General features: G+C 67.8%; 14 protein-coding genes and 5 pseudogenes. 10 read left to right on the top strand and 9 right to left on the bottom strand.

Annotation, left to right across the window (positions count from 1 at the left end; genetic code table 11):
• The first annotated feature begins 3 nt into the window (after nt 1-3).
• Nucleotides 4-2,514 (top strand): DNA ligase D, encoded by a 2,511-nt coding sequence (gene ligD / locus PIB19_RS16375; protein WP_271238198.1) that lies wholly within the window; start codon nt 4-6, stop codon nt 2,512-2,514.
• 7 nt (nt 2,515-2,521) lie between these two features.
• Here ligD and PIB19_RS16370 read toward each other — a convergent pair whose 3' ends face one another.
• A complete protein-coding gene (locus PIB19_RS16370; RefSeq protein ID WP_271238197.1) occupies nt 2,522-3,202 on the bottom strand; it encodes a c-type cytochrome in 681 nt (226 codons plus the stop codon).
• Nucleotides 3,203-3,303: 101 nt separating this feature from the next.
• Here PIB19_RS16370 and PIB19_RS16365 point away from each other — a divergent pair, with 101 nt between their 5' ends.
• The 3 genes from PIB19_RS16365 (at nt 3,304) to PIB19_RS16355 (ending at nt 5,058) form a co-directional block, all read left to right on the top strand.
• On the top strand, nt 3,304-4,194 hold the full coding sequence (locus PIB19_RS16365; protein ID WP_271238196.1) for a prephenate dehydratase: 891 nt from the start codon (nt 3,304-3,306) through the stop codon (nt 4,192-4,194).
• 101 nt (nt 4,195-4,295) lie between these two features.
• The gene (locus tag PIB19_RS16360) at nt 4,296-4,538 is read left to right on the top strand and encodes a helix-turn-helix transcriptional regulator (RefSeq protein WP_271238195.1); all 243 of its coding nucleotides are present in this window, start codon (nt 4,296-4,298) and stop codon (nt 4,536-4,538) included.
• Between the two features lie 10 nt (nt 4,539-4,548).
• Nucleotides 4,549-5,058, top strand: a complete 510-nt coding sequence (locus tag PIB19_RS16355; RefSeq protein WP_271238194.1) for a hypothetical protein — start codon at nt 4,549-4,551, stop codon at nt 5,056-5,058.
• On the opposite strand, the pseudogene nudC reads toward PIB19_RS16355, so the two are convergent.
• From nudC to PIB19_RS16340, 3 genes and pseudogenes are all read right to left on the bottom strand, one after another.
• A pseudogene (gene nudC, locus PIB19_RS16350) lies at nt 5,055-5,920 on the bottom strand (NAD(+) diphosphatase). The gene PIB19_RS16355 and the pseudogene nudC overlap by 4 nt on opposite strands.
• A complete protein-coding gene (locus PIB19_RS16345; RefSeq protein WP_271238193.1) occupies nt 5,917-7,203 on the bottom strand; it encodes a serine hydrolase domain-containing protein in 1,287 nt (428 codons plus the stop codon). The pseudogene nudC and the gene PIB19_RS16345 overlap by 4 nt, the downstream one beginning before the upstream one ends.
• A complete protein-coding gene (locus PIB19_RS16340) occupies nt 7,196-8,242 on the bottom strand; it encodes an A/G-specific adenine glycosylase (protein WP_271238192.1) in 1,047 nt (348 codons plus the stop codon). The genes PIB19_RS16345 and PIB19_RS16340 overlap by 8 nt, the downstream gene beginning before the upstream one ends.
• Before the next feature lie 28 nt (nt 8,243-8,270).
• Here PIB19_RS16340 and PIB19_RS16335 point away from each other — a divergent pair, with 28 nt between their 5' ends.
• The 4 genes and pseudogenes from PIB19_RS16335 to PIB19_RS16320 all read left to right on the top strand — a co-directional run bounded on the left by PIB19_RS16335 (nt 8,271) and on the right by PIB19_RS16320 (nt 13,725).
• On the top strand, nt 8,271-8,816 hold the full coding sequence (locus PIB19_RS16335) for a DUF721 domain-containing protein (RefSeq protein WP_271238191.1): 546 nt from the start codon (nt 8,271-8,273) through the stop codon (nt 8,814-8,816).
• The gene (locus tag PIB19_RS16330; RefSeq protein ID WP_271238190.1) at nt 8,816-9,523 is read left to right on the top strand and encodes a thioredoxin domain-containing protein; all 708 of its coding nucleotides are present in this window, start codon (nt 8,816-8,818) and stop codon (nt 9,521-9,523) included. Before PIB19_RS16335 ends, PIB19_RS16330 begins: the two co-directional genes overlap by 1 nt.
• A 105-nt stretch (nt 9,524-9,628) precedes the next feature.
• The gene (locus tag PIB19_RS16325; RefSeq protein WP_271238189.1) at nt 9,629-10,291 is read left to right on the top strand and encodes a DsbA family protein; all 663 of its coding nucleotides are present in this window, start codon (nt 9,629-9,631) and stop codon (nt 10,289-10,291) included.
• Nucleotides 10,292-10,315: 24 nt separating this feature from the next.
• A pseudogene (locus tag PIB19_RS16320) lies at nt 10,316-13,725 on the top strand (chromosome segregation SMC family protein).
• A gap of 320 nt (nt 13,726-14,045) precedes the next feature.
• On the opposite strand, the pseudogene PIB19_RS16315 reads toward PIB19_RS16320, so the two are convergent.
• The 4 genes and pseudogenes from PIB19_RS16315 to PIB19_RS16300 all read right to left on the bottom strand — a co-directional run bounded on the left by PIB19_RS16315 (nt 14,046) and on the right by PIB19_RS16300 (nt 18,239).
• Nucleotides 14,046-15,049 (bottom strand): annotated as a pseudogene (locus PIB19_RS16315) (glycosyltransferase family 4 protein).
• Nucleotides 15,046-16,613 (bottom strand): annotated as a pseudogene (locus PIB19_RS16310) (alpha-amylase family glycosyl hydrolase). Before PIB19_RS16310 ends, PIB19_RS16315 begins: the two co-directional pseudogenes overlap by 4 nt.
• 109 nt (nt 16,614-16,722) lie before the next feature.
• Complete coding sequence (locus tag PIB19_RS16305) at nt 16,723-17,841, bottom strand: glycosidase (protein ID WP_271238188.1); 1,119 nt, start codon at nt 17,839-17,841, stop codon at nt 16,723-16,725.
• A gap of 113 nt (nt 17,842-17,954) precedes the next feature.
• Complete coding sequence (locus PIB19_RS16300) at nt 17,955-18,239, bottom strand: chorismate mutase (RefSeq protein ID WP_271241018.1); 285 nt, start codon at nt 18,237-18,239, stop codon at nt 17,955-17,957.
• Nucleotides 18,240-18,310: 71 nt separating this feature from the next.
• On the opposite strand from PIB19_RS16300, the gene PIB19_RS16295 reads away from it, so the two are divergent.
• Nucleotides 18,311-19,324 (top strand): polyprenyl synthetase family protein, encoded by a 1,014-nt coding sequence (locus PIB19_RS16295; RefSeq protein ID WP_271238187.1) that lies wholly within the window; start codon nt 18,311-18,313, stop codon nt 19,322-19,324.
• Nucleotides 19,325-19,338: 14 nt separating this feature from the next.
• Here PIB19_RS16295 and PIB19_RS16290 read toward each other — a convergent pair whose 3' ends face one another.
• Nucleotides 19,339-19,584, bottom strand: coding sequence for a hypothetical protein (locus tag PIB19_RS16290; RefSeq protein ID WP_271238186.1), 246 nt, complete (start codon nt 19,582-19,584; stop codon nt 19,339-19,341).
• A gap of 29 nt (nt 19,585-19,613) precedes the next feature.
• Between PIB19_RS16290 and hrpB the strand changes: the two are divergent.
• Nucleotides 19,614-22,132: pseudogene (gene hrpB / locus PIB19_RS16285) on the top strand (ATP-dependent helicase HrpB).
• The last annotated feature ends 20 nt before the right edge of the window (nt 22,133-22,152 follow it).

The following is a 22,152-nucleotide window of genomic DNA, read 5'->3' as shown; positions in this document are numbered from 1 at the left end:
TCCGTGGCCGGTCGCGATCCCCTCGCCAAATACAACGCCAAGCGTGATTTCACCCGGACCGCCGAGCCGGCGGGGAAGATCGCACGCACCGGCGGCAATCGCTTCATGGTACAGAAGCACGACGCAACGCGCCTCCATTGGGACTTCCGCCTCGAAGTCGACGGCGTGCTCAAGAGCTGGGCAGTGACGCGCGGCCCCAGCCTCGACCCCAATGAGAAGCGCCTCGCCGTCCGAACCGAGGACCATCCGCTGTCCTACGCCGATTTCGAAGGCACGATCCCCAAGGGCCAATATGGCGGCGGCACGGTGATGCTGTGGGACGACGGCGTCTGGGAGCCGGTCGAGGGCAAGAGCGCGAAGGACCTGGAGAAGGGGCATCTCCATTTCCGCCTCGAAGGCGAACGGATGAAGGGCGAATGGCTGCTCATCCGCCTCAAGCCGCGCGGCAAGGAGAAGAACGAGAACTGGCTGCTGCGGAAGATCGACGACGCATATGCCGGCGCCACGGATTATCTGGTCGAGACCGGTCTCACCAGCATCAAGACCGGGCGGACGATGCAGGAAATCGCCGAGGGCAAAAAGGGCCCCTCGTCATCCTCCTCTTCGTCGTCATCCCCGCGAAGGCGGGAATCCAGAGCCCAGAGCGAATCGCCCGCGACTCTGGATTCCCGCCTTCGCGGGAATGACGGAAAGAGAGGGGACGCGAAACTCCCCGCTTTCCAGTCTCCCCAGCTCGCCACCCTCGTGGACAGCGTGCCCGCCGGCAACCAATGGCTCCACGAAGTCAAATATGACGGCTATCGCGCGCTGATCGCCACCGGCGCCAAGGGCCCGAAAATCTACACCCGCACGGGTCTCGACTGGACCGACAAGTTTCCGGGCATCGCCGAAGCCGCGAAGAGCCTGCCCGCGCCTGCGCTCATCGACGGCGAGATCGTCGCCTATAAGGAAGGCAAGCCCGATTTCTCGACGCTGCAGGAAGCGATCGCGAACGGAGGCGAAGACCTGACCTTCTTCGCCTTCGACCTGCTCGCCGATCGCGAGAATACGACCAAACTACCCCAGCTGGCCCGGAAAGAGCGGCTGCGCGCATTGCTGGACGGCGCCGATGAGCGCATCCTCTTCTCCGAGCACATCGTCGGCGCGGGCGAGAAGCTGTTCGAGACGATGTGCCGTGAAGGCTATGAGGGGATCGTTTCGAAGCGCGCCGATGCACCCTATCGCGGCGCGCGCACCAAGGCCTGGCTCAAGGTCAAATGCATCCACCGCCAGGAATTCGTGATCATCGGCTGGACCCCGAGCAGCGCCAAGGGCCGCGGGTTCCGCTCGCTCCTGCTCGCGCTCAACGGCCCCGATGGCCTCGTTTATGCCGGCAAGGTGGGTACGGGCTTCAACCAGGCGACGCTCCACGATCTTCGCGAACGCTTCGATAGGATCCCGGCAAAGGAAGCACCGGTGAAGGTTCCCCGCGCCGAGGCGCGCGGCGCGCAATGGCTTCAGCCCAGACTGGTCGCCGAAATCGCCTTCACCGAATTCACCGCCGAGAATGTCGTGCGCCACGGCAGCTTTATCGGGCTGCGCGAGGACAAGAAGCCCAGAGACGTCGTGGCCGAAAAGCCCACGCCGCTGCCCGAAACCCCTGCCGCCGCTCCATCGAGCATCAAGATCAGCAGCCGCGATCGGGTCATCTACCCCGAGGCCGGCCTCACCAAGGGCCAGCTCGCCGACTATTACACCGCGATCGCCCCGGTGGCGCTGCGCTGGCTGGCGAACCGCCCGATCAGCCTCGTCCGCTGCCCGCAGGGACGCGCGAAACATTGTTTCTTCCAGAAACACGACGCCGGCAGCTTCGGCGAGCATGTCCATCATATCGACGTCCGCGAGAAGGACGGCTCGGTCGAACCCTATCTCTATGTCGACGATCTCGACGGGATCATGGCCTGCGTCCAGATGGGCACGATCGAGTTCCATGGCTGGGGCAGCCTCGTCGCCGATATCGAGAAGCCCGACCGGCTCGTCTTCGATCTCGACCCCGACGAGGGGCTCGATTTCGCGCAGGTCCGAAGGGCCGCCGAGGACCTGAAGGGCCATCTCGCCGATATCGGCCTGACGAGCTGGCCGTTGCTGTCAGGCGGCAAGGGCGTCCATGTCGTGGTGCCGCTGATCCCTGAAGCCGATTGGCCTGCGGTGCGCAGCTTCGCCGAACGCTTTGCACGGGCACTGGCGCAGGCCGAGCCCGACCGTTTCACGGCCAATCTCAAAAAGGTCACCCGCAAGGGCAAGATCTTCATCGACTATTTGCGTAACCAGCGCGGCGCGACTGCGGTGCTGCCCTATGTCGCCCGCGCTCGCGAGAACGCGCCGGTCGCCGCACCGATCAGCTGGACCGAGTTGCGGGATCTCGAATCCGCCAAGCTCTACACGATCCGCGACGCTGAAATCTTGCTCGAACGCGCGACGAGCCGCGCGCTGCAAGGCTGGGGCGAGACCGGCCAGGCGCTGCCCGACCTCTAGTCTCGGCTCAGTGGCCCTTCTTCTCGGCCTGGATCGCAGCCTGCGGATCCTTGGCCGGAGTGCCTTCTGCCGGCGTCGCCTCGTTGGAGACGTTGGCGGTGCCGGCGCCTTCGGCGACGTTCGCCTCGGCTGCGTTGTCCGCGGCGGGTTCCTCGCCTGCGGCTGGCGCGGCCGGCAGCGGCAGGTTCGAGCCCTGGCTGTTGAGATAGGCGATCACGTTCGCGCGGTCCTGCGGGTTCGACAGGCCGGCGAAGGTCATCTTGGTACCCGGCGCGTACTTACGCGGGCTGGTCAGCCACGAATCGAGCGCTTCGAAGGTCCAGGTGCCGGGAACCGCCTTGAGCGCGTCCGAATAAGCGAAGCCCGGGACATGGCCATGCGGCTTGCCGACTGCGGCATAAAGGTTCGGACCGATGCCCGATGCGCCGCCCTGATTGATCGTATGGCAGGCAGTGCACTGCTTGAATATGTCGGCGCCCTTGGCGACATCGGCGGCAGCGAGACGAGTCGCGATCGGCGCGACGGCGGCGCCACCGCCTTCACTCGTATCCTCGACGCCTTCGATCGCGTAGCCCATCTTCTCGGGCCGCTCGGAGTGGAAGACCATGCCGCTCACGATCGAAAGGCCCAACGCCGCAATGCCGCCCGCCAGTGCCCAACCCGCAATCGTATTGAACCGATCGTCCATCACACGCCCCTAAAGGAAAGTCGTCCGCCCTTTAGGCCGCGGTTTTTGCTATCGCAAGCCGGGGTTGCCGCGGGAAACGCGCACCGCTAGCGCGCGATCCCATGGAGAATTTCGCAGCACCCGCCCGACCGATCGTCGCGGACATGATCGCTCACGCTTCGGCCGAGCCGGAGCGCACCGTGGCGTTCCAGGGCGCGCCGGGCGCCAATTCGCACATCGCGGTGCGCGAAGCCTTTGCCGACGGGCTGCCCTTGCCGTGCTTTTCGTTCGAGGACGCGATCGATGCCGTGAAGGAAGGCCGCGCCGATCGCGCGATGATCCCGATCGAGAATTCGCTCCACGGCCGCGTCGCCGACATCCATTTCCTGCTGCCCGAATCGGGCCTGGCGATCACCGGCGAGCATTTCCTGCCGATCCGCTACGGCCTGATGGGCACCGGCACCCTCGCCCAGGTCCGCCAGGCGATGAGCCACCCGCAGGCGCTCGGCCAATGCCGCCACTGGCTCAAGGCACGCGGGATCGCCCCGGTCGCCTATCCCGACACCGCCGGCGCCGCCGCAGTGATCGCCGAGATGGCCGATCCCGCGATTGCCGCGCTCGCGCCGCCGGGAGCCGCCGAGCTTTATGGACTCAATTTGCTCGAATCGAACCTGGCGGATGCCGAGCACAACATGACGCGCTTCGTCGTGCTGGCACACGAGCCGCTGGCGCTGCCGGTCGCGGGGCCGGTGATGACGACCTTCATCTTCGAAGTGAAGAACGTCTCGGCGGCGCTCTACAAGGCGCTCGGCGGTTTCGCGACCAACGGCGTCAACATGACCAAGCTGGAGAGCTATCAGCGCGGCGGCAGCTTCGCGGCGACCGAATTCTATGCCGATATCGTCGGCGGCCCGGGCGATCCCGCGGTCGACCGCGCGCTCGAGGAACTCAAGTTCCATTCGAAGTGGATGCGCGTGCTCGGCACCTATCCGCAGGCGCGCGAGCGGCCCTGACCGAAAGTAGCGATGATTGCGCAGAGCGGCTGATCTCGCTTGCTTGACTCACGCGACGATATGTTGTCTATACACAACAAGTCATCGCCTGAGTTGCTGCAATGTTGCAAATCCACAATCGCATTGCCTTGTTCCGCGCCGAGCGCGGGATGAGCCGGCGCGCGCTGGCGGACGCGGCGGGCGTCAACCCACAGACGATCGGCTATCTCGAGCGCGGCGATTACAGCCCGAGCCTGGAGCTCGCGATGAAGATCGCCCGGGTGTTCGACGTGCCGATCGAATTGCTCTTCTCCTTCGATCCCTTCGAATCCGTGGCGACGGCGCTGCGGCGCGCCGCCGAATAGGAGCCGGTCCATGACCAAGTTCAATCAACGCTTTTTCGCCAGGCTCGACGCTGCCGCCGAACGTACCGGCGTCCCCGCCATCGCCAGAGGCCAAATGCGGCGCCGGCATCTGCGCTGGGTGCCGATCGTCGCGCTGGCAATGGCATCGGCGGGCATGCTGACGGGATTGATCCGCATCGATCTGGTCAATGCCGGCTATGCGCTGATCATGCTGGGCTTCGCGATCGCAGTGATGCTGCCGATCTTCGGCCCGCTGAAACCCTGGGGATCGCCCGAACGCATCGACGAGTTCGATCGCGCACTGCGGGGCCGAGCGATGCTCGCCGGGTTCGCCGCAGTCAGCATGGCGGCATTCGTCGGCATCTGGCTGGTGATCGGCCTAGCGCTGATCGGCGACTGGCCGCGCTTCACGATCCTCGATCAGCTGCGCTCGCTCGGCTTCTATTTGATGACGCTCCATCTGGCGGTGCCGACGCTGCATGCGAGCTGGGCGACCCAGCCGGTAGCCGAGGACGACTAGCCCTCGAACCAGGCGGTCAGCAGCGTGTGCGCGATCGCATAAGGCGGCGGCGCACCGAACGGAGCGTCGGGATCGCGGGCCAGCGCGCGACGGACATCGTCGCGGCTGAACCAGCGGGCGTCCTCGAGTTCGTGGACATCGATCGTGATCGCATCGCCCTCGGCCTCGCCGATACACGCGATCATCAGCGAGGAGGAAAGGGCCAGGGCTGGCTGGCGACATAGCGCACCGCGCCGACCCGGACGCCCGCTTCCTCGAAAATCTCGCGGCGGACCGCTTCCTCGATCGATTCGCCGACTTCGAGGAAGCCGGCCAGCGCCGAGTAGCGCCCCTGCGGCCATGGCGGCTGCCGGCCGAGCAGCACCTTGTCGCCCCGCTCGGCGAGCATGATCACCACGGGATCGACCCGCGGGAAATGCTCGGCATGGCAATTGGGGCAGGACCGCCCCCAGCCGGCGCGGAAGATCGCGGTGGGCGTGGCGCAGACCGCGCAATAGCCGTGGCGGCTGTGCCAGTCGACAAGGCTGCGCGCCGCGGCATACAGCGCGGCATCCTGCGCATGGAAGCGATCGAGCATCGCGAACAGGGCCGGCGAGCGAATGCCGGGGAAGACCTGGCCATGCGGCGGCGCGGCGGCGAAGAGCGGAACGCCTTCGTCGAAGCCGAGGAACAGCCGCTCGCCCGGCGCGGCACCGAGCGACGTCCAGACGAGCCGATCGGCCTCGTCAAGCTCAGGATCCAGTCCGTGGAGCACGAGCAGCCGGGCACGCGGATCGGCTTCCGCGGCCGCGAGCAGCGCCGGTTCGTGGCGGACCCGGTCGGCACGATCGAGTGTGCCGCCGGTAAAGCCGGGCGCCCTCACCGGGCGAGATCGGCGTAGATCGCCTTCGATGTTTCGCGCTTGAGCGCCTGCTCGCTGAACGAATTGATCATCATCGTCGCGCGCAGCCGGTGCGCCGGATCGACCCAGCCGATCGATCCCGCCGCGCCGGCCCAGCCATAAGTGCCCTTGCCCGGGCCGCCGGGAACATCGGCCAAATAGACCGAGCCGCCCGCGCCAAAGCCCATCGGCGCGCCGGTATCGGCAGTCATCTGCGCGAGGGTCGAGCGATCGACGCTGGGCGGAAGCAGGTCCGACATCGCCAGCCGCACCGTCTCGGGCTTAAGGATGCGGGCACCGTCTAGCTCGCCGCCGTTCAGCAGCATGTGGAGGAAACGGTCATAGTCGCGCGCCGACATGACGAGGCCGGCGCCGCCATAAGGGAAGCTGGGCGGCTGCAGCCATACCGACGTGGCGCCCTGATCGATCGCGACCTTGGGCGCCATGTAATTGGTGGCGAGGATGCCGGCCTTCGCCTGCGGCACGGTCCAGAAGCTCGACTGCATCTTGAGCGGCGCGAAGATACGCGTGTTGACGAACTGATCGAACGGCATGCCGCCGGCGACTTCGATCACTCGCCCGAGCACATCGAGGCCGATCGAATAGCTCCATTTGGTGCCCGGATCCGCGATCAGCGGCAATGTCGCGGTGCGATTGGCGAATTCCTCGAGGCTCGCCGGCCGTGCGGCGCGCATGCCGGGCTCGAGCAGTGCGTTGACCTGCGCGGGATTGATCCCGAGCCGGTTATATTCGTCGAGCAGCGGCCCCTTGGTGATGATGGTGTAGCCGAGGCCCGCTGTGTGGGTGAGCAGGTTGCGCACCGTGATCGGGCGCGTGGCGGGACGGCTGGTCAGGTCCTTGGCCGGATCGACAAGGACCTTCATGTCCTTGAACGCGGGGATGAAATCGCTGATCGGCTGGTCGAGCCGGAGCTTGCCCTCCTCGATCAAGATCATCGCGGCGATACCGGTAATCGGCTTGGTCATCGAATAGACGCGCCACAGGCTGTCGGCATTCACGGCCGGGGCATCCGGCTCGATCGCGATGCGCCCCTCGGCGACCAGATGGGGCATGCTGTTGCCCACCGCGCTGAGGATGACGATGCCCGGCACCTTGCCCTCGGCGACGACCCGCCGGGCCAGTTCGCCCTGCGCAGTGAGGCTGCGCGAGTCGGGAAAGGGCATTGGAGCGGTAGCGGTTTGGGGCCAGGCCGGGCCGGCGATCGCCAGCGCCGCGATCGATCCGAATATCCGCCAACTACGCATGCATCCTCCCGAACATCCTTGCCGCCTTCGCGAAAACGGTAGGCAGCCCCGCCGCCTCGATCCCGGCGATCGGCCACCATTCGCCCTCCGGCGCGCCTGTGTGCGCCGGGATTGTTGCAGCCGCAAGCGCCACGTCGAGGTTGAAATGCGTGAACCCGTGGCGGACCTGAGCGTCGAGCACGCGCCATCCAGCGGCGATCGGCGCGTCCGCCAATCCGGGTGGTGAATCGGTCCAGGGCCCGGTGGGGAGTGCGCGCATGCCGCCGAGCAATCCCTTGGCCGGACGCCGCACCAGCAGCACCTGGTCGTCCCGCTCGAGCCAGAACATCGTGCCGTAGCGCTGCGGCTTCGGCACCTTGGCGGCCTTGACCGGGAAGCGCTCGGGTGCGCCGCCGGCAAAACCGTCGCATTGCCCGCGCAAAGGGCATAGAAGGCAGCGCGGCGCGCGGGCGGTGCAGATGCCCGAGCCGAGATCCATCATCGCCTGCGCGAAATCGCCAGCGCGCGCGTCGGGAGTGATCGAATCGGTGAGCGTGCGGATTCTGGGCCGGACGCCGGGAAGCGGATCGGCCAGCGCGAACAAGCGCGTCACCACGCGCTCGACATTGGCGTCGACCACCACTGCGCGCCGGCCGAAGGCGATCGCGGCGATCGCCGCGGCGGTGTAGCCGCCGATCCCGGGCAGGCCGAGCAGTTCGGCTTCGGTTTCGGGAAGCGCCCCGCGCCGCGCGACCTCACGGGCACAGGCGAGCAAATTGCGCGCCCGGGCATAATAACCGAGCCCCGCCCAGGCAGCCATCAGATCGGCATCCTCCGCCGCCGCCAGCGCCTCGAAGCTCGGCCAGCGCGCAGTGAATTTCTCGAAATAGGGGATCACGCTGGCGACCTGGGTCTGCTGGAGCATGACCTCGCTCAGCCACACCCGGTACGGATCGGGTGCGTTGGCGCCGGGCGGTGCGCGCCACGGCAGGTCGCGGGCATAAGCGTCGTACCATTTGAGCAGCGGAGCGGCGATTGCGCGAGGGACGTTGTCGGGCACGCCTCGCCTATGGCATGGGTAGGCCGAAATGACGAAGGCCCCCGACAAACCGAAACGCGCCACCACGCGCCAGCCCCGGCTCGAACCGCAGCGATCGAACCGTGCGCGGCCGGTTTCCGAGCTGCTGCCCGATGTCGGCCGGGCCGCGTTCCGCAAGTTCGGCTTCGTCCAGCATGCGATCGTCAGCCGCTGGAGCGAGATCGTCGGCGAGCGCTATGCCCGGGTCTCGGCGCCCGAATCGATCCGCTTTCCACAGGGCAAGCGCGCCGAGGGCGTGCTGAGCCTCGTCGTCGCGGGCGCGCATGCCCCGATGATGCAGCATATCGCCCCGGAGATCGTCGACCGGGTCAATCGCTTCTTCGGCTATCCCGCGGTGGTCCGCGTCGCGATCCGCCAGGGCGAGATCAAGCGCGCCGCCAAGGCCGCACCGCCGCCGAGCCTGAAGCCGCTGTCCGAAGCGATGGGCGACAGTTTGCGGGGCATCGCCGATCCGGAATTGAAGGCAGTGCTCGAATCGCTTGCCGCAGGCGTCGCGGCGGCGGACGAGACGCTCAAGCTCGGCAGGATCGATTGATGCCATTGCGCTTGCTTGCCGCCGCTTTGCTGCTGACGCTCGGCGCCGCCACCGCGCCCGCGCAACAGACGCGCCGTGCGCCCGCCGCGAACTGGGTGAACGTGGTCGCGAAAACTCCCGAAGGCGGCTTTCGCCAAGGCAACCCCAATGCGCCGATCAAGCTGGTCGAATATGGCTCGCGCACCTGCCCGACCTGCGGCCGCTTCGCCGCCGAGGGCGTCGAGCCGCTCCGCCGCGAATGGATCGCCAGCGGAAAGCTCAGCTACGAATTCCGCGACTATCTGATCCATGGCGTGCCCGATCTCTCGCTGGCTTTGCTCAACCAGTGCGTGCCCACGCCAGCCTTCTTCCGGACGCTCGACGCGATGTTCGCCAACCAGCAGGCCTTCGACGCGCCGCTGCACAAGCTGATCGATAGCCAGCCCAAGCAGATCGAGGCATGGCAGCAGCTTCCGCCGGCACAAGCGGCGACCAAATTCGCCGAGGCGCTGGGCATGATCACTTTCATGAAGGCGCGCGGACTGCCCGAGGCGCAGGCGCGGCGCTGCCTGGCCAACCCCGCGCTGATCAAAGGCGTCGCCGACACGTTCGCCGCCGGCGCCAAGGCAGGCGTCGAGGGGACGCCGAGCTTCTTCGTCAACGGCCGCCGCGTGCGCGCCTATAGCTGGGATCAACTTCAGCCCGAACTCCGCGCCGCGGACAGCTGATCGATATTTTCTTCGGAGAGACACGAATATGCGTTTTGCCCTCGCCTTGCTCCCCTTCTCGCACTCGCGGCCTGCGGCGGCGGCACCGAGAATGCGTCCGCTCCGGTGACGTCGAGCACCCCAGTCGCGCAGGCCGCGCCGCCCGCCGGCAAGCAATGGGTCGATATCGTCAGCAAGACGCCCGAGGCCGGCTTCCGCCAGGGCAATCCCAATGCGCCGATCCAGCTCGTCGAATATGGCTCGCGCACCTGCCCGACTTGCGGACGCTTCGCCGCCGAGGGCGTCGAGCCGCTCCGCCAGAAATATGTCTCAACCGGCAAGGTGAGCTACGAATTTCGCGATTTCCCGCTGCACGGCGCGCCCGATCTGGCGCTCGCTTTGCTCAACCAGTGCGTCGGCACCGAGGCGTTCTTCCCGATGCTCGACCAGATGTTCGCCAACCAGTCGGGCTTCGGCGAGAAGATGACTGCGCTGCCGGAATCCTTCATGCAGCAGCTCCAGGCGATGGCGCCGCCCCAAGCTGCCGCGGCGATGGCCGAAGGAATGGGCGCGATCGAATTCGTCAAACAGCGCGGCATTCCCGAGGCAAAGGCGCGCCAGTGCCTCGCCGATCAGGCGACGATCAAGAGCATCGCCGACGTGATGGCCGATGCGTCCAACAATCGCGGCGTCCAGGGCACGCCGAGCTTCTTCATCAACGGCAAGGCAGTCGACGCGGCGATGTGGTCGCAGGTCGAGACCGCGTTGCAGGCGGCCGGGGCCCGCTGACGACAAACCGCGGGGGCGGCGCCGATGCAGATCAAAAGGCTGCGACTGACGGGCTTCAAGAGCTTCGTCGATCCGGCCGATCTGCGCATCGAACCCGGCCTCACGGGAATCGTCGGCCCCAACGGCTGTGGCAAATCGAACCTGCTCGAGGCGCTCCGCTGGGCAATGGGCGAGAACAGCGCCAAGTCGATGCGCGGCGCAGGCATGGAAGACGTGATCTTCGCCGGCACCGCGACCCGGCCCGCGCGCGACTTCGCCGAAGTATCGATCCTCGCCGAACAGGTGGGCGAGGACGACGAGCTCGAAGTGGTCCGCCGGATCGAACGCGGCGCGGGATCGGCATACCGGCTCAACGGCCGCGACGTCCGCGCCAAGGACGTGGCTTTGGTCTTCGCCGATTCGGCCACAGGTGCGCATTCTCCGGCCTTGGTGAGCCAGGGACGGATCGGGTCGATCATCTCGGCCAAGCCCGCCGAGCGCCGGGCGATGCTGGAAGAGGCGGCCGGGATCGCGGGCCTGCATGTCCGGCGCCGCGATGCCGAGCAGAAGCTGCGCGCGACCGAGGCGAACCTCACCCGGCTCGACGAAGTCATCGGCGATCAGGAAACGCGCGCCGCCGCACTCAAGCGCCAGGCGCGGCAGGCCGAACGCTATCGCGAGCTCTCCGACCGTATCCGCGTCGCCGAGGCGCGGATGATCTTCGCGCGCTGGCGCGATGCCGCCGAGGCTGCCGATGCGGCAAAGAAAGAGGCAGTCGCGGCCGAGGCTCTCGTCGCTGAACGTGCCAAGGCGCACGATGCCGCCGCTGCGCGGCAACAGGCGGCGGCCGAAACGCTCGCCGGAGTGCGCGCCGATGCGCTCACTGTCCGCGACCGGGCGACCGAGGCGATGCACCGGCTGGCGACGCTGCGCAGCGAGCGCGCGACGGTCGAGCGGCGGATCGTGGAGTTGCGCGACGCCACGATCCGGCTCGCCGAGGACCGCAGCCGCGAAGGCGCACTCGCGCACGATGCCGCCGAGGCGCTGGCGCGGCTCGCCGAAGAGGCACGCACGCTGGAGGCGCGCATCGCCGAGGCCGGCGCGCGGATGCCCACGCTCGACGCGGCGCTGGCCGAGGCCGAGCGTGCCGCGCGCGATGCCGAGGTGGCGCTTGCCCAGGCGCTCGCGGCGCAGGCAAGCGAAGCGGCAGACGCGCGCGTCGCCGAAGCTGCATTGATCGCGGCACGTACCCGGGCCGAGCGCTCGGCGCGCGATCAGGCCCGCGTCGATGCCGAGTTCCACGCGCTGGGCGATGCCGAGCCGCTCAAAGCCGAGAAGGCACGCGCCGCCGAGGCGCGGGCGCAGGCGCTGCGGCAGGCGGAAACGGCACGCGCGGGGCTGACTCGCGCCGATGCGAGCGAGCGCAGCGCGATCGATCTCGCGCGACCGGGCGCAGTCCGCGCGCGCCGCCGCGCATGCCGAACTGGCGCAGCTCGACAGCGAATCCGCCGCGCTCGCCAAGGCGACGCGGCCCTCTGGCAAGGACCGGCTGCTCGACCGGCTCAAGGTCGACGCCGGCTATGAACGCGCGCTTGCCGCGGCGCTGGGCGACGACCTCGAAGCGGGGCTCGATACCGGCGCCGAACGCTATTGGGCGGGGGCGGCGCCGGTACCGGGAGATCCGGCCGCACCGGCCGGCACCACGCCGCTGTCACGCCATGTCGAGGCACCTGCGGGGCTCGCCCGCCGCCTAGCGCAAGTGCTGGTGGCGGAGAACGATACCGGACAGCTGCTCGCAGTGGGGCAGCGGCTGGTGACGCTCGGCGGCGTGCTGCGCCGCTGGGACGGTTATGTCGCCCGATCGGGCGGGGCGGCAGCGGCCGAAAGGCTGGAACGCGTCAACCGGCTCGCGGCGCTGGAGAAGGCGCGTCCCGCAGCGGTGCGCGCAGTCGATGCCGCCGATATCGAGCTGGCGCGGATCGATGAGACGATCGCCGAGGCGCGCCGCGCCGCCGCCGATTGCCGCCGCATCCTCGACCATGCCGAGAATGCCGGCCGCGAGGCCGGCCGCGCCGAGGACCGCGCCACCGCGCAGCTCGAACGGCTCGAATCGCAGCGTGCCGACCTCGAATCGCGTCGCGCCCGCATCGCCGCGGAGCAGGAGGAGGCGGCGGGCGAACTTGCCCGGGCCGAAGCAGCCAAGGCCGCGCTTCCCGACGGTTCGGCGACGCGCGCCCGAGTCGCGGCGCTGTCGTCCGAAGCCGAGATACGCCGCGCCGCCGCCGCCAATGCGCGCAGCGAGCGCGGGACGCTGGAGCGCGAGATCGGCCAGGCGCGCGAGCGGCTTGCCGCCGCGGGCGCCGAGAGCCGCAGCTGGAAATCGCGCGCGGGCGAAGCGGCGCGGCGAGCGACGGAAATGGACAAGCGCGCCGCCGAACTGGCCGAGGAGAGCGAAGCGATCGCCACCCGTCCCGCCGCGCTCGACGCAGCCGTCGTCGAAGCCGAGGCGGCGACCGAGACTGCCCGCGCCGAATCGGCGGCCGCGCAGGCGGCGGAGCGTGAGGCCGAGACCGCGCTGCGTGCCACCGAAGGCGATGTCCGCGCCGCCAATGAGGGCCTGGCCGAGGCGCGCGAGGCGCGTGCCGGCGCGACTGCGCGGGCAGAAAATCAGGAAGCCCGGCGGATCGAGATGGGGCGCCTTTCGGGCGAGCGCTTCGAATGCCCGCCGCCCTTGCTGCCGCAGAAGGCGGGGTTCGAGGCGGAGAGCGTGCGCAGCCCGCAGGACGAATCCGCGGCGCACGAAAAATTGAGCGCCGAGCGTGAACGGATCGGGCCGGTCAATCTCGTCGCCGAGACCGAGCTCGCCGAGCTGGAGGCCGCCTTCACCAGCAACGCCGCCGAGCGCGATGAGCTGGCCCAGGCCGTCAATCGGCTGCGCGGATCGATCGGGACGCTCAACCGCGAGGGACGGCAGCGGCTGCTCGCCGCGTTCGAGGCAGTCGATGTGCATTTCCGGCGACTGTTCAGCACCTTGTTCAACGGTGGGCAGGCGCACCTCGAATTGGTCGATCTCGGACGATCCGCTCGAGGCCGGGCTCGAGATCATGGCGCAGCCGCCGGGCAAGAAGCTCCAGTCGCTGACCCTGCTCTCGGGCGGCGAACAGGCGCTGACTGCGGTGGCGCTGATCTTTGCGCTGTTCCTCACCAACCCGGCACCGATCTGCGTGCTCGACGAAGTCGATGCGCCCCTGGATGATGCCAATATCGAGCGCTTCTGCGACTTGCTCGAAGCGATGACCCGCGAGACCGCGACGCGCTACCTGATCGTCACCCACAACGCCGCGACGATGAGCCGCATGCACCGGCTGTTCGGCGTGACGATGGTCGAGCGCGGGGTGAGCCGGCTGGTGTCGGTGGACCTGGGCGGCGCGGAGACTTTGCTGGCCGCGGAATAGGATTTCGCGGGCTTAACTTCGCACTTTGCCCGCGGTTTGTGAAAGAAAATTGCCGGGTGGCGACAGGTTGTTGCGTTTGCTGCCGAGTATTTTTCACGCGTTCAAAGAGCGTTCCGTGCTCCTGTGGAGGCAGGAGCGCTGGCCTATTGCAGCAGGCGAAATCCTACATTGCAAGGTCGCCTGTCTCCCTCTCCCCTGTGGGAGAGGGAGGGAGCCGACGAAGTCGGCGGAAGGGTGAGGGGAGTGAGACTCACTCCCCTCACCCTTCCCACTCGCTTCGCGAGCGGGCCCCTTCCCTCTCCCACAAGGGGAGAGGGAAGTTAGGACAGAACACGCTCGTATAAAGCGATGTACTTGTCCGCCATCGCTTCGACCGAGAAATGCGCTTCGACGTGGTGGCGGCAGGCGGCACGGGCGATGCCGTCGATCTCACCCAGCGCGGTGATCGCCTCGCCGGCCGATTTCACGAGGATGCCGGTCTCGGGCGTGATCAGCTCGGGCATGCTCCCGCGACCAATCGCGATCACCGGAGTGCCGCAGGCCATCGCTTCGATCACCGACAGGCCGAAGGGCTCGTCGAAATTGATCAAATGGAGCAGCGCCCTGGCCTTGCCGAGCGCACGCAGGCGCTGCTCGCCGCCGACCGGGCCGAGATAGCGGATGCGCTCGCCATCGACGTGCGGCAGCACTTCGCGATCGAAATAGCCCTGGTCCTGGACGATGCCGTAGAGATCGAGGCGGCGGCCGGTCGCCAGCGCGACGTGGATCGCCTCGGCGGCGCCCTTGTCGGGATGCATGCGGCCGAAGAAAAGCAGGTCGTCACTCCCTCCGGATCGAACGGGAATTCGTCGAGGCGGATGCCGTGATGGATCGTCGCGGCATAGTTGAGCGACGGATGCCGATCGGCCTCGCTGATCGCGACAAAATGCACCCGATCCTCGAACGGCTTGTACATCGGCAGGATGCGATCCGAGGAGAAGCCGTGGATCGTCGTCACCATCGGCGTATCGATCAGCGGCGCATAAGCGTGCGCCGGGAAATCGGCCTGGTTGTGGATCAGGTCGAATTCGTTCGCGCGGGCGAACAGATGCGACTGATGGGCATATTCCCAGACCTTGGCGTCGATCGCAGGGTCTTCCTCATAGCCGCGCGGCACCACCCCGGCGAGTGTGCCGGCGGTGATCGAGTCCTGCGTCGCGAACAGGGTGACATCAACTCCGCGTGCGACCAGCGCCTCGGTGAGCAGGCTCGTCACCAATTCCCATGGGCCGTAATGCCGGGGCGGCGTGCGCCATGCGATCGGCGCCAGCATCGCGATCTTCATCCGAGAATATAGCCTTCGTTCGGGCCCAATACCGCAGGATCGTCGCCGGTCCCGGTGGTGAGCAGAACCGACAATCCCTCGGCCCATTCGGGTATCGCAAAGCTTTCGGCGGCGTCGCCGAGATTGAGCACGACAAGCAGCCGTTCGTCGCCGGCGCAGCGTTCGTAGGCGAGCAGGCTGCCCGCGCATTCGATCGGCAGCCAATCGCCCACCGACAGAGCGGGACTCGCCCGTCGCAGCGCCAGCAGATCGTGATAGAGCCGCCACATCGAGTGCGGATCCTGACGCTGGGCGGCGACATTGCGCGCCTGCCAGTCAGGATGGAGCGGCAGCCACGGCGCAGCGGTCGAAAAGCCGGCATGGGCGCTCGCATCCCATGCCATTGGCGTGCGCACCGGATCGCGGCCGAGCCCGATGCCGGGCTCGCGCAGCTCGCGGGGATCCTGCACCTGATCCGGGGAATCGCGACGTCCGCCATGCCGATCTCGTCGCCATAATAGATCGTCGGCGTGCCCCTGAGCGTGAGCAGCAGCATCGCCGCGACGCGCGCCTGCGCCACACCGAAGCGCGTGGCGGCGCGGGGGCGATCGTGGTTGCCCAGCACCCAGTTCGGCCAGCCGTCGGCCGGTAGCGCGGCTTCGTACTCGGCGATCAGCCGGGCGAGGCTGCGCGCCTCCCACGGCGCCTCGATCAGCTGGAAGTTGAAGGGCAAATGCACGCCAGGCTCGCCCCGGCCATAATAGTGCATCAGCCGATCGACCGGCAGGTAAATCTCGCCGACCAGTACGCGTTCGGGATAGCGATCCGCGACGCGCCGCATATCGGCGGCGATGCCGTGTACCTCGGGCTGATCGGTTGAGTGGAGCTGGAGCACCTGGTGCATCTCACCCATTGCTGGCGTGTATGCCGGGTTGGCCGGATTGTCGGGGAAATCCCGGTGCTTGATCATGTGCCACAGCACGTCGATCCGGAAGCCGTCGACGCCGCGATCGAACCAGAAACGCAGCACGTCGAGCATGGCCCGGCGCAGCTCGGGGTTGCGCCAGTTGAGGTCGGGCTGCTCCTTCAGGAACGCGTGGTAATAATATTGCCCGGTGGCCTCGTCATATTCCCAGGCCGGACCGCCAAAATCGCTGATCCAGTTGTTGGGCGGGCCGCCGCCCGGAGCGGGATCGCGCCAGATATACCAGTCGCGCTTCGGACTGTCGCGCGACGCGCGGCTCTCGACGAACCAGGGATGTTCGCTGGAGCTGTGATTGGGGACGAAATCGAGCAGCAATTTGAGCCCGCGATCGTGCGCGGCCTTCAGCAGCGAATCGAAGTCGTCGAGCGTGCCGAAGCGCGGGTCGATTCCGGTGTAATCGGCGACGTCATAGCCGAAATCGGCCATCGGCGAGGGATAGATCGGCGAAATCCAGATCGCCTCGATGCCGAGTGCCTGCAAGTCGTCGAGGCGAGACTCGATGCCGCGGAGATCGCCGATGCCGTCGCTGTTGGAGTCCTGGAACGAGCGGGGATAGATCTGGTAGATCGTGCCGCTTTGCCACCAAATGGGTTCATTCATAGTTCCATGCGCCTCTCGTCATCCCGGCGAAGGCCGGGATCCAGAGCCACACAGTGCAGTCTTTCGCGACTCTGGGCCCCGGCCTTCGCCGGGGTGACGGCTAGAAGATTCACCGAAACCGCTCCTTCGGGATGTGGGTGATCCGGCAGGCGAGGTCGGCCTCGCCGTTCGCGACGATGTAACGATCGCCGGCATCGGCCACGCCGGTGGTGAAGACGACCGGCGTCGGCAGGTACATCTGGTGCGCGATGTCGGCGGTGAGCGCGGGATTGGCTTCGAGCAAGGGGACCTGATCTTCCTGCCGCAGGATGTTCGAAGGGTCGTCCTTGTCGAGCAGCGCCCAGAAGCTGCGATAGATCCCCACCGCGCCCTGCTTCTCGACGCCGTGATAGATCAGCATCCAGCCTTCGGGCGTCAGCACCGGCTGGCTGCCGCCGCCGATCCGCTGAGTCGAGGTCGTGCCCTTGCGCGCGCGGATGCCGGGGGTGTCGAGCGGCTTCCAGTGGAGCCCGTCGGGCGATTGCGCCATGTTGATCGCGGGGCCGCCGAGCCATTCGCTGTCCTCGGGATAGGCGAAATAGACTTCGCCCAGCGGCCGGGTGAGCGCCATGTACTTGCCGCCGATCCTGCCCTCGAACAGCAGCATGTCCTTGTTCTGGTGATCGAGCACCACCCCGAGCAATCTGTAGTCGAGGCCGTTCACCGAATGGTACATCGCGGTGCAGTGGCGCTCGGCGGAGACGCCGCACACGGTCATCCACCAGCTGCCGCCGACCAGGCTGATCCGCGCATCCTCGACGCCATATTCGAGGAAGCTCGCCGAGGGCTCGATCGCCTTGTCGTAATGTACGTTCACGATGCGCCGGGCGTCGCCGGTCAGCTCGACCGGGAGCAGCCAGGAAAGCGAGGTCAGGCCGAGCAGGCGCGGGTTGCGGTCCCGAAGCGCGAACTGGCGCGGATCGTCCATATGGATGCCGTGGAGCGGATGGCGATCGAGGACATAGCCGTCCGGCGTCCAGCGAATCGCGCGTGCGCAATCGCCGGAGACCGGCTCCGCGAGCGCCTCGGCGACGCGGACCATCAGCAGGAGATTGCCGTTCGGCAGCCGGGTGAAGCCGGGATTGAACGCGCCGAGCACAAAAGTCGGCTCATGGATCGACTTTCGGAGCGGCGACCGGCTGAGATCGACATCGTCGGGGCGGAAGATCAGATAATCGTCAGTGCTCACCCAGCCCCTCCGTTCGCCCTGAGCCTGTCGAAGGGCGTTCCCTCTCGCTGCGCACGAAGAAGCAAGGGCTTCGACAAGCTCAGCCCGAACGGGGGAAGGGGAATGGGTTCCCGTCAAACCCCGTCGCGCAGCCGTTCGTGGTGGCGGATCACTTCGTCGATGATGAAGCGCAGGAACTTCTCCGAAAATTCGGGGTCGAGATCGGCCTGCTTGGCCAGACCGCGAAGCCGCGCGATCTGGGCCTCCTCTCGCGAGGGATCCGCCGGGGGCAGGCCATGCGTCGCCTTATAGGCGCCCACCGCCTGGGTGACCTTGAAGCGCTCGGCGAGCATGTGGATCAGCGCGGCATCGATATTGTCGATGCTCTGGCGATAGCGGTTGAGCGTCTCGTCGGGCATGTGCCCCTTTGCCCGTGCCACGACGCTACGCAACCCTTGCCTTTGCGGCTGTCTCGCGCCAGAGCCGCCGCATGAGCGCCACCATCCATCGCCTGGGCTCGCGCCCAGAGCCTTCGCTGGAACCGATGCTGCAACTGGTGGCGCACGATCTCAACCTGGTGAACGCAGTCATCCTCGACCGGATGCAATCGAACATCCCGCTGATCCCCGAGCTCGCCGGCCATCTGATCGCCGGGGGCGGCAAAAGGATGCGGCCGATGCTGACGCTCGCGAGCGCGCAATTGCTCGGCTATTCGGGCGCGCGCCACCATCGGCTCGCCGCCGCAGTCGAGTTCATCCACACCGCGACCCTGCTCCACGACGATGTAGTCGATTCGTCGGACCTGCGCCGCGGGCGCCGCACCGCCAACATCATCTGGGGCAATCCCGCCAGCGTGCTGGTCGGCGACTTCCTGTTCAGCCGCAGCTTCGAGCTGATGGTCGAGGACGGCAGCCTCAAGGTGCTCAAGATCCTGTCGAACGCCAGCGCCGTGATCGCCGAGGGCGAAGTCAACCAGCTCACCGCGGTGCGCCGGCTCGACATTTCCGAGGAACGCTATCTCGACATCATCGGCGCCAAGACCGCGGCCCTGTTCGCCGCCGCCTGCCGGATCGCGGCGGTGGTTGCCGAGCGCAACGAAGGCGAGGAAGCCGCGCTCGACACGTATGGGCGCAATCTCGGCATCGCCTTCCAGCTGGTCGACGACGCGATCGATTACATCTCCGACGCCTCGACCATGGGCAAGGACGCCGGCGACGATTTCCGCGAGGGCAAGATGACGCTTCCGGTCATCCTCGCTTACGCACGCGGCGACGAGGCCGCGCGTACCTTCTGGAAGGACGCGATCGGCGGGCGCCGCACGTCGGACGAGGATTTCGCCGAGGCGATCGCCCTGGTCCGCGCCAGCCGCTCGGTCGACGACACGCTCGCCCGCGCCCGCCATTACGGCCAGCGCGCGATCGACGCGCTCGGCGGCTTCGCGCCGGGGGCGGCGAAGGATGCGATGGTCGAGGCAGTCGAGTTCGCGGTGGCCCGGGCCTACTGAGGCCCCTTCCCGGCTTATTCCTCGATTTCGGCCTCGTCTTCGTCGTCATCGACGCCGAGGACATCGTCCTCCCCGGTTTCGAGCTGCTCCTCGATCGCTTCGACGATCAGGTCGAGCTGCTCGTAGCCGGCAGTGAATTCCAGCGTTTCGCCGTCGTCGTCCTCGAGATGCAGCGTATAGTCGCCGTCGCCGACGGGGTGATCGTGAACTGTGCCAGGGTCCTTGCCATGTCTGCGTGCTCCTTGCCTCGATTGCGCCAAACCCGGCTTTGGGGAAATGGTTGCGCGCGATGAGCGAGACAATGCCGATCCACGCCATATTGCCCCGATTGCTCGCCGCATTGCGGAGCGCGAGCAACGCCGTGCTGGTGGCACCGCCGGGCGCGGGCAAGACCACGGCGGTCGCGCCGGCCCTGCTCGCCGAGCCCTGGTGCACCGGCGAAATCCTGCTGCTCTCGCCCCGCCGCCTCGCCGCGCGCGCGGCCGGCGAGCGGATGGCAGCACTGGCGGGCGAGAGCGTCGGCAAGACCTTCGGCTATGCGACGCGGATGGACAGCAAGCGTTCGGCGGCGACGCGCGTTACGGTCGTCACCGAAGGCATATTCGTCAATCGCATCCAGTCCGATCCCGAGCTGGCGGGCGTTTCCGCCGTGCTGTTCGACGAAGTGCACGAGCGCAGCCTCGACAGCGATTTCGGGCTGGCGCTGGCGCTCGATGCGCAGGCGGCGCTGCGGCCCGATCTGCGGCTGGTCGCGATGTCGGCGACGCTGGACGGCGCGCGCTTCTCGACGCTGATGGGAGATGCGCCGGTGATCGAGAGCGAGGGACGCAGCTATCCGCTCGTGCTGCGCCACCTCGGCCGCGCCGGGGAGGCGCGGATCGAGGATTCGGTGGCGGCGGCGGTCCGCATCGCGCTGCGCGAGGAAGCCGGCGGCGTGCTCGCCTTCCTTCCCGGTGTCGCCGAGATCGAGCGCACCGCAGAGCGGCTCGGCGACCTAGGCGGCGTGGTGCTCCACCGGTTGCACGGCAGCCTCGATCCCGGCGCCCAGCGCGCGGCGATCACGCCCGATCCGGAGGGGCGGCGGAAAGTAGTGCTGGCGACGTCGATCGCCGAGACTTCGCTGACGCTCGACGGGATTCGTGTGGTCGTCGATTCGGGCCTCGCCCGGCGGCCGCGTTACGATCGCGCCGCGGGGATGACGCGGCTGGTCACCGAGCGGGCGAGTCAGGCTTCGGTCACCCAACGTGCCGGCCGCGCGGCACGGCAGGGGCCTGGCGTGGCGTACCGGCTGTGGGAAGAGGCGGCGACCGCAGGGCTGCCGCGATTCGATCCGCCGGAGATTCTGGAGGCCGATCTTTCGGCGCTGATGCTCGATTGCGCTTTGTGGGGCGTCGCCGATCCGCGCGATCTCGCCTGGCTCGATCCGCCGCCCGAAGCCGCGGTTTCCGAAGCGCGCAGGCGGCTGACCGTGCTGGAGGCGCTGGACGAAGACGGCCGGCCGACGCCGCACGGCAAGGCGATCGCGCGACTGCCGCTGCCGCCGCGGCTCGGGCACATGCTGGTCCGCGCCGGCGAGAGGGGTTCGCGCACACCGCAGCGCAGGTGGCGGTGCTGCTTGGCGAGCGGGGATTGGGCGGGAGTGATCCCGATCTCGAGCTGCGGCTGCGGCGCTGGCGGAACGAACGCGGGATGCGGGCGGAGAATGGGCTGCGGCTGGCGGAACGATGGGCCAAGCTGCTCCCTCTCCCCTCCGGGGAGAGGGCTGGGGAGAGGGGAAGTGCGGCGCACTCTCCCTCCTTGCCCCTCTCCCAACCCTCTCCCCGGAGGGGAGAGGGCTCTGAAGAAGTGGCCACCTGCGTCGCACTCGCCTTCCCGGACCGGATCGCACGCCGCCGCGACGCTTCCGGCGAGACCTGGGCTTCGGTCGGCGGGCGCGGATTCCGGCTCGATCCGAGTTCCTCACTCGCCCGCGCGCAGTGGCTCGCGGTGGCGGAGACGCAGGGCATGGCCGCGGGTGCGCGCATCCTCTCCGCCGCCGAGATCGGGGTCGAAACAGTCGAGGCGCTGTTCGGCGAGCGGATCGAGACGCGGCGCAGCGTCCGCTTCGATCCGGCGACCGGCCGAGTCGAGGCATTGCGTGAGCGCCGACTCGGCGCCCTCCGGCTTTCGAGCGGGAGCGATTCAGCCGCGAGCCCGGCGGAGATCGAGGCGGCATTGCTGGAAGGCGTGCGCGAACATGGTCTCGCGCTGTTGCCATGGTCCGAAACCGCGCAGGCGCTTCGGACCCGGGCAAATTATGCCGGGATCGAGACCCTGAGCGACGCGGCGTTGCTGGCGAGCCTCGACGACTGGCTCCCCGCGGCACTCGCGGGCAAGCGCCGGCTCGACGCCGTGGCGCCCGAGGCGCTGACTCAGGCGCTCCAGAACCTGCTCGGCTGGGAGGGGCAGAAGACCGTGGATCGTCTCGCCCCGGCGCGGCTCGATACGCCCGCCGGATCCAGCCATGCGATCGACTATGCCGCGGAGGCGGGACCGACGGTGGAGGTTCGGGTGCAGGCTCTGTTCGGACTGGCGACGCACCCGATGCTCGGCGACGGGACGCCGCTGGTGCTGAGCCTGACCTCCCCGGCAGGCCGTCCGATCCAGACCACGCGCGATCTGCCCGGATTCTGGAGCGGAAGCTGGGCCGCGGTGGCCAAGGAAATGCGCGGGCGTTATCCTCGGCATCCCTGGCCCGACGACCCGGCAAATGCTTCGGCCACACTGCGCACCAAAAATGCTGATGCACGGAACGCCGCACCGCGTTAAGGCGCTGAGGATTCATTGGA

This window comes from Sphingomonas sp. 7/4-4 (assembly GCF_027941955.1).
GTDB lineage: Bacteria > Pseudomonadota > Alphaproteobacteria > Sphingomonadales > Sphingomonadaceae > Sphingomonas.
This window is presented reverse-complemented; position numbering and strand designations above follow the sequence as displayed.